Source organism: Metabacillus rhizosphaerae (assembly GCF_037201795.1).
In the GTDB taxonomy this organism is placed as follows: domain Bacteria; phylum Bacillota; class Bacilli; order Bacillales; family Bacillaceae; genus Metabacillus; species Metabacillus rhizosphaerae.
The window spans coordinates 3,468,462-3,481,952 of sequence record NZ_CP147403.1 but is presented as its reverse complement, the minus strand read 5'-3'; the positions used below and the strand labels follow the sequence as shown (position 1 = coordinate 3,481,952).

The 13,491-nt window shown below is 37.4% G+C and carries 11 protein-coding genes; all 11 read right to left on the bottom strand.

The genetic code is table 11. The annotated features are described in order from the left end of the window. Positions 1-239 precede the first annotated feature (239 nt). Complete coding sequence (locus WCV66_RS17005; protein ID WP_338786219.1) at positions 240-1,259, bottom strand: SGNH/GDSL hydrolase family protein; 1,020 nt, start codon at positions 1,257-1,259, stop codon at positions 240-242. A gap of 772 nt (positions 1,260-2,031) precedes the next feature. Next, positions 2,032-3,597, bottom strand: coding sequence for a SagB family peptide dehydrogenase (locus WCV66_RS17000; protein ID WP_338786218.1), 1,566 nt, complete (start codon positions 3,595-3,597; stop codon positions 2,032-2,034). A 17-nt stretch (positions 3,598-3,614) separates the two neighbouring features. Further along, positions 3,615-5,561, bottom strand: a complete 1,947-nt coding sequence (locus WCV66_RS16995) for a TOMM precursor leader peptide-binding protein (RefSeq protein WP_338786217.1) — start codon at positions 5,559-5,561, stop codon at positions 3,615-3,617. Positions 5,562-5,563: 2 nt separating this feature from the next. Further along, on the bottom strand, positions 5,564-7,462 hold the full coding sequence (locus tag WCV66_RS16990) for a putative thiazole-containing bacteriocin maturation protein (protein WP_338786216.1): 1,899 nt from the start codon (positions 7,460-7,462) through the stop codon (positions 5,564-5,566). A gap of 151 nt (positions 7,463-7,613) precedes the next feature. Then, positions 7,614-7,907 carry a hypothetical protein gene (locus WCV66_RS16985; protein ID WP_338789473.1) on the bottom strand — a complete coding sequence of 98 codons (294 nt, stop codon included), beginning with the start codon at positions 7,905-7,907 and terminating at the stop codon, positions 7,614-7,616. 322 nt (positions 7,908-8,229) lie between these two features. Further along, on the bottom strand, positions 8,230-8,952 hold the full coding sequence (locus WCV66_RS16980) for an HAD family hydrolase (RefSeq protein ID WP_338786215.1): 723 nt from the start codon (positions 8,950-8,952) through the stop codon (positions 8,230-8,232). A gap of 14 nt (positions 8,953-8,966) precedes the next feature. Further along, positions 8,967-9,104, bottom strand: a complete 138-nt coding sequence (locus tag WCV66_RS16975; protein ID WP_338786214.1) for a hypothetical protein — start codon at positions 9,102-9,104, stop codon at positions 8,967-8,969. 400 nt (positions 9,105-9,504) lie between these two features. Next, positions 9,505-10,263, bottom strand: a complete 759-nt coding sequence (locus WCV66_RS16970) for an SDR family NAD(P)-dependent oxidoreductase (RefSeq protein ID WP_338786213.1) — start codon at positions 10,261-10,263, stop codon at positions 9,505-9,507. A gap of 246 nt (positions 10,264-10,509) precedes the next feature. Continuing rightward, positions 10,510-11,793 (bottom strand): TRAP transporter large permease, encoded by a 1,284-nt coding sequence (locus tag WCV66_RS16965; protein WP_338786212.1) that lies wholly within the window; start codon positions 11,791-11,793, stop codon positions 10,510-10,512. 1 nt (position 11,794) lies between these two features. Then, positions 11,795-12,277 (bottom strand): TRAP transporter small permease, encoded by a 483-nt coding sequence (locus WCV66_RS16960; RefSeq protein WP_338786211.1) that lies wholly within the window; start codon positions 12,275-12,277, stop codon positions 11,795-11,797. A gap of 100 nt (positions 12,278-12,377) precedes the next feature. Beyond that, on the bottom strand, positions 12,378-13,415 hold the full coding sequence (locus tag WCV66_RS16955; protein WP_338786210.1) for a C4-dicarboxylate TRAP transporter substrate-binding protein: 1,038 nt from the start codon (positions 13,413-13,415) through the stop codon (positions 12,378-12,380). Positions 13,416-13,491 lie beyond the last annotated feature (76 nt).

Here is a 13,491-nt window from a genome sequence, read left to right as displayed (position 1 = left end):
TGGGGAGTGACGTTGGTCACCTCTTCACCATATATTAAGGTTATAATTTTTTTCCTTCTTTCAAAGCAGTAGAAAATAAATATAAATAAAAAGCAGTTAGTTAACTACTAACTGCTTTTTATTTATATTTTCAGCTTTTTCTATAGCTTCATTCAAACCTTTAAAGCCATCTTTTAGTAACTCTTCACTTTCACAGGTGTTCGGTTTTAATTTCATTATAAAAAATAGTAAAAAAGTCTTTATTCTCCATCCTCGTTCATGACCTCTTGCTCGACACTCACTTCTTCCATGTTCTCTAAGATCCGCTTTGCCATAAGTTTATATCCTGTAGCGTTTGGGTGGAAATAATCATTAGCTAATAACTCTATGTCGGAATCAATAAATAAATCAGAAGTGGGAATATAATTTACATTTTCAAATTCTTCAGTAACGAATTTACTCGATTCATTCCAATCGTCAACAATCGTTTGAAATTCTTCAACATCAGCAAAATAACGATCGAATGGATTATAAAAACCAATCAAATAAATTTTTGTGTCTGGATTTAATTCATTGATCTTAGTAAAAATTACTCTTAATCTCTCAAGATATTCTGGTTTTTCTTGATTAAAAAGCTCTATATTAAGGTTCGTAAAATTGTTTCGAACAATTTTCATAATGTCGTTGGCGCCAATTGTGATGAAAACAATATCAGCCTCTTGAATGGATGCTTCAATCTCTTTCTTTTCTAGACGTTTTAATAATTGGTCTGTCCGGTTTCCTCTTTTACCATAGTTTTCGATGGTAACATTGATGTTATTATCTTGAAACGTGTTATTTAAAATCCCGACATAACCGCCATTTTCTGTTTCGTCTCCTACACCTTGAGTGAGAGAATCACCGATTGCCACGATATTAAGATCCTTCTCGAATAATTTGATAACCCCTTCTACGACTCCCCTAACCTTTTCCTTTATACCTTCAGATATTGTGTTACGTTTATCATTCTGGCCGTTTACGACTTCTTTCTCTTCTTTTTCTGCTATATCAATAGAAACATCTTCAACCTTTACCTCTTTTTCAGGAACAGTATTTTCAGAAATCTTCTCATCTTCAGTTTTAGATTGATCTGTCATTTCATCAGAATCTGCCGCTCCATTCATAGCAGATATTTCTTCATTTAACTGTTTTGTTTGATAAGAATAAGAATGAAAGAAATATAGGCTAAAGCACACTACTAGCAAACTAGCAAGAATGATCGTTAGTTTCCTTCTCCGCATGTTTAACCACACCAATCGAATTATTGTATTGTTTCATTATTATAATCAATTTTCTTATTTTAACATGAATGTTAACTTATATAAAATAAGAAAACATCGTAAATTCCGTTCTTTAAATGTTTACTGACAAGTCTTTTGAACAGAAGAATATTTCTTCAGAATACAAATACCTTTTAGGAAGGATAATTGCTTTGATTTTAAATACATATAATCGTATCGAAATCTTACTATATCTTAGTTGAAGAGATCATATTATTCTATTCAAAATGAGAAGTTGATTGATCCTTAACCATTAGCAACATATCGAAACAAAAAACAGACAAGGATCCTTGGCCGTAGTTTAAACTCTTGTTAATTACGAACATTGTCATTCGGTGAGTCACCAGTGCCATTCTTATCTTCCGTTTGTGTAGATTCCAGGTAAAGATCTCTAAAAAAGATTTTGTACGATTATATTTTAAATAAAGGCTCTTTTCTAAAAGATTGTTGTTTTTGAACAAAACTGATTAGGGTGATTGGAACGGATATGCGAGACTCCTGTGGGAGTAGCGGGACAGATGAGACCCCGCAGGCGCTTCGCGCTGAGGAGGCTCATCGCCCGCCCCACGGAAAGCGAGCATCCTCTCGTTGCAATCAACCAACCCCATACTATTTTAAAAGCAACAAAGTTTGCGAAAGCAGCCTAAATAAAAAACGTTCCTTACAATTTTGTAAGAAACGTTGCAGATTTCGCTTTTCCTGTCATTTTTCTTCGACTGAGGTCTTGATTCTATTAAGTATAAAGTCTTCCCATCAGCCAAGGTCGTTGTCGATAATGGCCCATTGGGATTTGAATTAAGCTTGTTTTTCCTAGTGAATCCAAGTTGTAAATTTGATCACTTTGGTTCACATCGAAACCGAGGAGTGGGTGGCCACCCATATCAAGGGCTGATGCTGCTAATAATAATCTTTGGACTAGCATTCCCGCTTCCATTTGTTGAATTCGATATCCTCTGTATCCAAGTGAATCTTTATCGTAATCCTTGTCACCGACAACATGCAGAGTGATAGGTACTTGCTGTAAATTTACATTACCTGAAGACATTCCAGATTGCAGTTGGAGCCGATGGTCTCCTGGATTCAGCTGGCGCAATGCATGCTCCCTATTGTCATAATAATAAGCACCATTAGCGATTCCTTCAATATTATACAAACAAACAAATATAGAAACACGTGGCTCATATATCAGTGTTTCCTCTATGTCATTTCTGTAACGGAAAGATTCTGTTGCCTCATATAGAAGGTAAGCAAGTTGTTGTAGACTTACTTTTCCCAAAATAAAATCCATGTCAGGTGAAAATCGCTTTCGACAAGTAGACATGAAATCATACGAAACTCTTTTAACCGGGGGCAAAGGCACAACCATACCCTCAACAGTTCTCATCTCCTTCTCCTCGATCCATCGAAAAGGTGAAGAGTCGAGCATGGAAGCTTCATTCACTTTTAGTAACATTGGAAACTCTTTCATTTTTTTTGATCGAACGTAATGTTTAGGTTGAATAGGAGGTATTTCTTGTAACAAGTCAGTAGCCAAGCTATTCACACCATGACGGTTCCCTGACCACATGGTTGGTTCTACAGATAGCGGGATAACTGAATATACGCTTTCTTCTTGTTCCGTAAGCCCAAGAAGATGGTTAATCGCACGATCAAGGTATTGATAGTACACCCCTGATGCAAAGCCAAAACGTTTTGCTACTTCTAATAACTGCCCAATCAGGACACCTGTATCTAACCCTTGTAGCCGGTAAGAAAAGTTATTGTACTTGAAAAAGTTTTTCCAAAACATCGTTGATACAAAAACGGTCCCAAAGCAAGATGTAAGATCACAACGGTATCCAAGCGCATGGGTAAGATAATCATCAAAATGACCTTCACGCAATAAGACTAAGCGGTGGTGTGAGGCATCGAAATGGTAAATCCCTTCAGGTAAATCGACAATTTTTAAATATACGTATAATTCGTTTGGATACAACGCTCCTCCCGAAGGGGCAAACCTTCTAAAGGAATGCATGATTTGAAGTTGATTCTCGGAAGAATCCATCGGGATAACAGATTGACTAAATTGGGTTATTCCATACACAAACCAAAGAAAGTAACCGATTTTCCGAAGATTTGGCTTATCAGGAACTTCCTGACCTTCCAGAGTTAGTGGTATATCCAAAGAAAGTGGTATTTCGGGTAAGTCATAGTAAAGCTTGTAAGCAAGAGGGCCATCTTCCCAGTCCACTTCCCAGTTTGGAATGCTTGCCTGATCAATATCAAAATGTAAATTGTGCAGAAACTCATCAAGAATCATTCTTCCAGCCTCCCTTTTTATGGAAACGGGTGTGGAAGTGGATTAAGCTTTTCACGTATCAGTGATTTTGTCGTATAACCCAGTTCCAGAGGGACACGTAATATCCTTTCTAACCCTGATACGCGCTTTAGATGATGTCCAAAGGTCATTGGCACCATCCCAGGAATCAGCACTTTTACACAATGTAATCCGTTTCGTTTGATTTCCGGTGTCGTTTGATCAATGACAATGACATCCAAGTTTACGTTCCGTAACGCTTGTAGAATGTCTTGAAGATCATCGGTAAGGTCAACATGGTTCGATCTACACTTGAATTCCTCGTTAAACGATTTAATCGGAGAGTTATTGTTAAGTAAAAAATTTAGGCGCTCTTCTGCTTGTGGTAAGCCATACAACATGCCATGGTCATCCATCTGTTGTACGAAGGTAGAATCATGTAACATTCGCACATATTCCTCTTTGTTTGCTTCTAATTTCTCATCAAGTGTTAACATCATGCCAGCCAGCTCATGAACAGCGGTTTTCACAGCCCGCACCGGATCCAAATGAGCCCCTGCTGCACAGATTAGATTCAACCCTTTTTGCTTTCTGTTTTTTGCCAATGCTACAATGCTTGGGATTCCATGTTCCATTGTAGAGTTATATAAATAAAGGTCATATCCTCCAACTACTCTCATCCGGTCAATCATCAACAATAGTTCTTCATCTTCAGCAGAGTATGGGTCAAGACGTGGTAAAGACAATTTTGCATACCAGGTCATAAGAAACGAATCACGCTCGACCACTTCCATAATGCCGTAAAAAATGGCCTCTTCTAAACTTCCTCCTAGTGCGCATCCGTTTGAAGTTTCATAGACAAAGCCCCTTGACCCGCAACCCAAACTATAATAGGCAAGTAACTCTGGAACGAGAATTGGTCGCTCCTGTAAAAACGAATAGCCCCATACCCATTTCATGGGACGATCAGGATCAAATTTTTCAAAGGGAAAGCCCGGGCGTTGATATTGTTCTTCTTCATGTACACCAACCAATTGAGGATTTAAGGCTTGATCTTTTATATTATGGTAACAATCATATACCACTGACCGTTTGCCGCGGGGCTTTAGACCGCAGTATCGTTCTAATCCTTCTAAAATGGCCGTTAATTCACTTACCGCGTAGGAATTTGTACGGCCGGCAGTTCCTTCATCCCCCTCAAACAAAGGTAAATTTACACTTACATCAGCAAATGGAGGCACGAGGTTATACATCTTATCATTAAGCAGGCCAGATCGAGAATCAAGATAGTCTTTACTTAACACGTTTTTCAGATCATCTAATGAACGAGTTCGGTAACTTTCCATGCTGACTTTCGGACTTTTTTGAAGGGAAATTCGGGCTAAATCCGGTGAATCGTCAGGTATAGAACTACATACAGTACATTGTGGGACAGGCAGGAAGGAATGCCATGAAATCTTCAATGTTTTTAGGTTGATGAAACCGAGTCTTTTCTCTGATAGAGTTTGTTTCCCTTGTATTAGCATCTGAACCTCTGCTTTAAGGAGTTGAACCATCTGTGAAAACCCTGTACGTGATGTCCATGCTTCCTGTTGTGTTTTTCCAGAGGCCTCTAAATTTTTCTGCATCTGCCACATCTCTTTACGATGACTTCCTGTTAGGACGCGTCGTAGATCAGCACATTGAGAGCAACCTGGAATTCCAGGTTGAACCAAAGGCCCAATAATACCTTCTCCAAATGAAACAAAGCTTCGAAGCCAAGGGGTGTTGCTTGCTCGAAACACGTCTTCTGCGATTTGATGAATAGAAGGATTCCATTCATCTTGCAGGACCAATGCCAAATCAATGGTTTCTGGTACGACTGAATCAAAATGAGTCTGGCGAACAATCAAATATTCTGAGGACAGTTCTGTACAAAAAAGGTCTGCTAACAAACCCTCACCAACAACCAACAAAACAGCACTCACCTTTATTCCTCCTCTCGAACCACAACTCCAAATATCCCTGCTAAACCTTCTTTTAGGATTGGTTCTGGTTCAAGTTCAAAAATGACTAGTTGCTTTCCATTCCGATCCAATACTTCCTTAGCAGATTGCAACAGCACAGAATGTTTCTGATCATCACAATCAGGAATATTTATTAGTTGAGGTGCTTTTTCCTCAAGTAGCACTGATGATACAACTAAGCCTTGGGACGTTAAGGGATCTTCATGGTTTTGCAGGTTAAAAAGAGCCAGTTGCAATGCTTTTCTTAACGCAAATGTTATATTAATATCTACACTTCCATACCACCCATTTTTCGTACCAATCCATACGACAGGAAAGCCAGATACTTCCTCTCCTAATCCAATAATTGGGTCGCTCTGGATCGTAGATAATGCCTTTAAATAATATCTGCATCTTTCATCTTCTACCGTACTCAACTGGACTCGAGATAGAGTAACCGTTTTGTTTGGCTGTTTTATTTTCATCACCTGTACTAAATACTTCTGTAGTCCTCGGCATACGCTTTCGGTAAATGTTTCACCTGCTCCAACTTGAACTTGTGATGGCAGATCGAGTACGGTCGTTATTCGATTTCCATATGCTTCAATTCCAGATAAACCAGCTTCCCTTCTAGACTCCTCGTGCGTCAGTCCTGAACAGATCATACATTTCAACATCTCAGCAGGTCCATCAGACAATGGGTCGATCGGTTGGACTCGGCACTGAGCTAACGGAAGTTGAAGCAAATCTCCTTCATCCCAAGTATGAAAAATCCCTGTTGCCTCTGATGTTAACTTATTGAAAAAAAGAAGTAATTTGCCCGTTTCTTGACTTTCCGATTCTCGTTTTATTCGTGCATCATAATCGTCTACCAGTCTAACTAATGGATGTCCAGTCACAAATGGATGTGGAATGAAATTATTCCAGTTTCCTTCCAACGTTTCTAAATCCAGTAAAAAGTATTGATTATTCTGTTCCCGTTCCGTCACTCCGGTAATGTTTTTAAACAATTCAAATGCAATGAGATTAGCCAGCATAGCCCCGGCAGTGGTAGAAAATTTAGAAATTCGATTTTTTTTATCAAGTTCCGACCGATGCAGTCGGCGCCATGCTGATTCCCAACAATTCTCTGAGCTTGGTAAAACGAAAGGACCCGCCATTCCAATCTGTTGTAAACACAAAGCCGGGATAAACACCTTCTTTTTTTCTCTACAAATCCTATGTAGAAGTTTTAGCTCCTCTACATTTCCTTCTTGTGACACATACAAAATATAATCAAACGGCTCCACAATCTCCTTCCAAGAACTTAGTGAGATCTCCTCTACCGCCACCTCCGGATCTGTTGTTCGGGCATGTGCTACGAGTTCCTGCAGCCGCTGTATATTCGTCTGATTCCTATCTGTGATTAATATTTGAAACTTTGGTAACCCGGAATCAAGTAATGCTGAGACCAATGAAACAAACATAGCTCCTGAACCAATTGCCATTGCTTTTGCCTGACGATAAGTCTGAAATCGAAAGGCGGCTGACTCTACAAAACTATCAACAAATTCAATTTGTGAAGCATACTTTTTTAGAACCTGTTCAGTCAATTGATATGGCTGGTCTCGACTTACATCTTTCACAAATCCATTTTGATACAATGTTTCCGCAATTTCGTACACTCGATCACGATATTGGCCCGGTAATCCGTTTGTCAAACTCTCCAAGGTGTGTTCTCCATTGAACATCGGTATCAATTTTTCAACCCACTTATCTATCATACTGCCTTCCATACGAAACGAACTTACATTATTCCGAAAATATACACCGCTGTTGGCTTCAGGGAGAAAAAACGTGTCCCTTTTCACCTTCAGACGCATAGAAGGGTCCAAATTCGTCATATCGATCCTCCTTAGCCGTAGCTACCAATGTCTTTCAATATACATTACTAACATCTTATGTACTGTAAATTGTCCCTTATGTTTATTTTTAATGAGAATAGCCTCTACACCTAAATGTAGAGGCTTGCCGTAATTCTTTACGAAACTTATTCTATCTGCCTCCGCAGCGACCTCCGCCGCCACAACGATTACCGTCACTACAACGGCCTCCACCACCGCAATGGCCACCGCCACAACGACCTCCACCACCACAGCGACCGCTGCAATTATGGCAGTTGAAACAGCTAAAACAACTAGAACAACTGTAACAGCTGTAACAACTAAAGCAGCTAAAACAGCGAAGAATACTTCCAATACCAAAGTAAAGCCTTTCATTATCATTATAGTATTGGTTTGGGTCATAAGGTACGGCCTGAGTAGCTTGATAATCTCCGAGATTTAACATCTGGAGATCATGTTGAAAGTCATTCATTCATTAAAACCTCCTAAATTACTTACCTGGAAACCAGTGACAGGAAACGAACTTGTAATTTCAAACTGAGTTTATGGTAGATAAATACTTCTTCAACAAATTATGTAGATTGGGTGGGTATGGTTACTGGTAATAAAGCCTAATTATTTGAATTTTAGATATACAGATTAAGAGCTTTTTAAATAAAGGGGGATTGGGGAGTGTACTTTAATCATAAATAAAGAGAACGCAATGATTTATCCAAGCGTCCTCTTTATTTATCGTAAGGTTACCATTACAGGTGAATAGGTGTATTTTAAGTAGCAGTGTTTATAAAGCTTTTTACAAATAAATCTAATAGCTCTTCGGCACTATGTACTTCTTTATCTGGTTTATAGGTAGCATTGGCTGGTACATCTTTCTTTCGATGATTCATCCAGACCGCCTGCCAGCCTGCTTGTTTTGCTCCGATAATATCTTTTTCAAAATTGTCCCCGATATAAACTGTTTTGGTTTGGTCAAGATCCATTTTCTCTTCAATAAAATTAAACACTTCTCTTTTTGGTTTTGCATGACCAATCGTTCCAGAAATAAAAGTCTTTTCTACAGGAATCCAGTGACTAAGGCCGAGCTGCTTAATTTTCATTGCTTGATGTTTTTCCTCACCATTGGTAAGAATCCCAAGCTGTTTTCCTTCTTTGTAAAGTGCATTTAGTAATTCTTCCACTTCCGGAAACAATGTAATGTTTTTTTGTTCTACAACATACATTTCATGAAAAATAGTTGCTTTTTCAGTATCTATAGGAATATTAAAGTCCTTACAGGCAGCTATAATTCGTCCGGTCTGCCATTCAAATTTTGATATTCCCCCCGCTTCACATTGATCAAATAAAATCTCACTATACTTACGACTAACTTTATATAATTGATCAATTTCTTCGTCTGAAAATGGCTCTTGAAACAGCTTCCTCACAGTTTTATGAAAAGATTGTGCTTGATCATATAGTGTATCATCTACGTCAAAAATTATCGTATCCATTCGGATTGCCCTCCTCATATTTTTTCAATCGGCTTCGCTCCACCTGCTAGAATACTAGCTAATCCTATACTACTTAACCAATGCTCTTTTGAAAATCTTTCTTCTGGATTTATCGCTCCGTTTCCAAGGAGGTTGAGCGATTTTTTCGTCAATGCGTCCAATAAACGTTTCTATTATACACTTCACTTGTTCAGATAGTAATGGAAGAATTTCTTCTATTGAGGGTGGAGTTGTGTTCCAATCAGTTGGTTTTGTCCCTCTATTGAAAATTTCCTTATATCTTTCAGGGAGGTTTGGAGTTTGATTTGCTACTATTTATTCCTTTTCCCCAATAAACAAAACTCCCACAAATATTGATTATAATGGTATTATGGTAATTTAAAACGCCTACCCGATGGTTAAGAATTTATAATTTTCTGTTGAACAACAAAAAAACGATACGTAAGTACCGTTTTCCCTTGATATTACTAAAAATCATCACTTTCATTTGCTGTTGTTTTAGGAACTGCCATTATGTACAAAATTTTGTTAAAGCGCCCTTTATTCGTCAAACTAGCTCATTAACTGTCCGCCATTAACCTCTATTATTTCTCCAGTTATATAATTAGCATGTTTTGATGCTAAAAATAAAATAGAACCTACAGTCTCTTCAGGGGTTCCTTCTCTTCCCATTGGAATCTGTTCCACCATTTTTGCCCTTTGTTCTAATGTAGAATACTTGTCATGGAATGGGGTTGAAATTACTCCCGGAGCAATTGCATTAACCAAAATATTATATTCAATTAAATCTTTAGCTAAACCTTTTGTTAATGTGCTTACTCCACCTTTTGATGCTGCATATGCAATACTACCTACTCCCCCTCCATTTTTTGCCGCGATAGAAGTAATATTAATAATTCTACCTTTTCCTTGCTTTTTCATAAGAGGAATCACTGCTTTCCTTACGAGATATACAGATTTTAAATTAACATCCATAATTTGATCCCACAACTCTTCGTCTAAATCTTCTAATCTTGCTCTTTGGATCAATGCACCCGCATTATTTACTAGTACATTAATTTTCCCAAATTCTTGATTAATTTGTTGAACCATTGATTCCACGTGTTCTTTATTTGAAACATCACCATGTACTAAAAAAGCTCTTCTGCCTTTTGATTGAATCTCGTCAATTAAAGATTGTGCCTTATCAATGTTATGGTTTGCATGAACAATAACATCTGCTCCGTTTTCAGAAAATTCTAAAGCTGCAGCTCTTCCGATACCTATGCTGCTTCCAGTAATCCATATAACTTGACCTTTAAATGAATCCACAGTAATTCCTCTTTTATCTTTTTATTTGGCACTTTTCTAAAAGATTGTTGTTTTTGAACAAAACTGATTAGGGTGATTGGAACGGATATGCGAGACTCCTGTGGGAGTAGCGGGACAGATGAGACCCCGCAGGCGCTTCGCGCTGAGGAGGCTCATCGCCCGCCCCACGGAAAGCGAGCATCCTCTCGCTGCAATCAACCAACCCAATACTATTTTAAAAGCAACAAAGTTTGCGAAAACAGCCTTTTATTTAAAAGTAGTTGGTAGCCAAAGAGAAATACTAGGAACAAACGCAATTAACAATGCTGCGATGATTAAAATAATTAAGAAAGGTATACTGCTTTTAATAAAATCTTCAATTTTAGTTCCAGTAATCGAACAGGTAGTGAACATGATCGTACCAAGTGGTGGTGTCATTGTTCCTATACTAATACAAATGATAAAGAAAATACCAAAATGTACTGGATCAATTCCGTATTGCGCAAGCATCGGCATGAATAACGGGGTTAGGATAATAATCGATACATTTCCTTCAATAAACATCCCCACTACTAATAGAAAAACAATAACAACTAGGAAAAACAGAATTGGTGATGATACATTTGTCACCATTAACGCTGTCATTTTTTGTGGTACTTGCTCTAACGTTAAGACCCAAGCAAAAGCAGAGCCCGCAGCTATAATAATGATAATGGAAGCTGAAGTATAAACCGTATCGACAAGTGCACGTACTAGTTGTTTTAGTTTCATTTCACGATAGATGACTAAACCTAGGAATAACGCATAAAATACAGCAATCGCTCCTGCCTCTGTTGCACTAAATATCCCTAATCGAATTCCTCCGATAATAATAACTGGTAACAATAGGGCAAAAAAAGCATCTTTAAAAGATAGTAATAGGTCTTTCGCTGTAAAATGTTCTTTATTGTCCGTTTCAAGTTTATGTTTTATTGAATAAAAATGAACATAGATCATGAAAATGATACATAAAACAATTCCTGGTAAAACTCCTGCCATAAATAATGAACCAATTGAAATATTACCAACATACCCATACATAATTAAGGCAATTCCTGGTGGGATAATCGGTGTTATTAATGAGGTTGCAGCTGTTAAGACAGTTGCAAATGAACGACTATATCCCTTTTTTACCATTTCAGGAACTAAGATCTTTGATTGCATGGCAGCATCTGCTATATTTGAGCCGGATAATCCACCCATAAGCGTACTTAAAACTACATTTACCTGTGCTAATGAACCTGGTAATCGACTCGTTAAAATTTGAGCAAATCTTAACATTCTAGTTGTAATTCCCGTGTAATTCATTAAAATACCCGCAGTAATAAAGAAAATAATCGCTAAAAGAGGAACAGATTCAATTCCCCCGACCATGCGTTGTATCAAAATAGAACTTGAAAAATTATCAATAAAAAAGAAATATACCGCGGTACTCACTATTAGTGCAAAAGCTATTGGTACGTTTAGTAAGAACAAAATTAGAAGAACAGATAGTACGACAATTAAAGCCACTTTATTCTCCCCCTTCTTTTTTTAGCTCAGCTTTTAGACTTTGAATGAGTAATCGGGTGAAATGAATAGCTGTTAGAACCCCCCCAATTGGTACAGCAATATCAATATATTGGTAGCTAATTGCTAATATTGGTGTGACCTTACTGTGAGCTTGTGCTGTTAAACTGCTTCCAAGATAGATTAATACATAGATAAGGGCTGAATAAATGGCGAGAGCCCTAATAATGATGGCGGAAATTTTTAGAGGACGTGGCATTTTATTTACAAAATAATCGACTCCAATATGGTTATCACGTTTCATGGCCGAACTCATCCCAACAAAAACAAGCCAAATAAATAGTCCTATTGAAATTTCTTCAGCCCATGCAACAGGACTATTTAAGACAAACCTTAAAAAAACATTTATAACAGTAAGAGAGATAATAACAGCGAGTGCGAGTGTTGCAATAATATCATCAATGGGATCAAATATCTTTTTAATCATAATTTTCCCCTTTTACTGAACAATTTTAGCTTTCTCATAAACTATTAATTTGATTTAAGAAAGTAGGATTTCCTATTTAAGAAAATCCCACTCAATATGATTATTGTTTATTTTCAAGTAACTTTTGGATTTCCTCATATAAACCTGGAGTCCAATCTGGAAACGCTTCATACACGCTACCTACTTTTGCTTTAAAAGGTGCAATATCTATTTCATGAACTTCTACACCCTCGTTTTTAAATTCTTCTAACACATTATCTGTTTGTTCTTCTAATACAGTACGTCCATATTCTGCAGCTTCATTTCCAGTTTCTTTTAAGATTTCTACTACATCAGCTGGTAATGATTCGATAAAGCCTGTTCCTGCAATCCAAGATGTAATGAATTTTTGGTGACCAGTTAAAGATAAATGTTTAGAGATTTCTTGTGCTTTTACACCTTGTAAAACAGGAAGTGGGTTTTCAGCACCATCAATTAAACCTTGTTGTAATGAAGTATATAAATCACCAAGTGGAGTTGGTGTTGCCGTTGCGCCTAAAGCCTCAAATGTTTTAATGGACATTTGGTTATTAGGTACACGAATCTTTAATCCAGCTAACTCCTTTGGGGTTGTTACTTTTTCATTTGTCATTAAATGACGAACACCATATGCTGTGTTACCGTTTACAATTTCAATATCTTGTTCTCTTAATTTATCTGTTAAACCTGTAAACCAATCAGTAGTCGTTAAGTATACTAAGTCATCTAAATTTTCAGTTAAGTATGGAGCTGTAAGAATACCTGCATCTGGAACATAATCCATTAAAAAGTCATAACCAGCCATAACAATGACGTTATTACCCATTTTTGCTTGTTCTACAACATCCTTTTCAGCACCTAGTTGCGAACTTGGATAAAGATTTAATACGATTTGCCCATCACTTGCTTCAGCAGCTAATTCCTTCCACTTATTTGCTTGTTGATCAATTGGCTCACCTGGTTGGTTACCATATGCAACATTAATTTCAATTTTTTCTTTATCAGTATCTCCATCACTTGATGAGGAAGAACTCGATTTTCCTGAAGTTGTACCTGAAGAACATGCATTTGCAATCATCAATAAAAATACCATTAAAACTGCTAATAATGATTTTTTCATTTCCATACCCCTTTTCTTTAGACTTTTTTATTTAAGGAGACGGATTAAGCGTTTTCATTTATTTTTACACCTTCGT

Coding starts and splice junctions, on each gene's coding strand:
- WCV66_RS17005 (WP_338786219.1), bottom strand. CDS start 1,259: ATGCGGAGAAGGAAACTAACGATCATTCTTGCTAGTTTGCTAGTAGTG.
- WCV66_RS17000 (WP_338786218.1), bottom strand. CDS start 3,597: ATGATTCTTGATGAGTTTCTGCACAATTTACATTTTGATATTGATCAG.
- WCV66_RS16990 (WP_338786216.1), bottom strand. CDS start 7,462: ATGACGAATTTGGACCCTTCTATGCGTCTGAAGGTGAAAAGGGACACG.
- WCV66_RS16985 (WP_338789473.1), bottom strand. CDS start 7,907: ATGTTAAATCTCGGAGATTATCAAGCTACTCAGGCCGTACCTTATGAC.
- WCV66_RS16980 (WP_338786215.1), bottom strand. CDS start 8,952: ATGGATACGATAATTTTTGACGTAGATGATACACTATATGATCAAGCA.
- WCV66_RS16960 (WP_338786211.1), bottom strand. CDS start 12,277: ATGATTAAAAAGATATTTGATCCCATTGATGATATTATTGCAACACTC.
- WCV66_RS16955 (WP_338786210.1), bottom strand. CDS start 13,415: ATGAAAAAATCATTATTAGCAGTTTTAATGGTATTTTTATTGATGATT.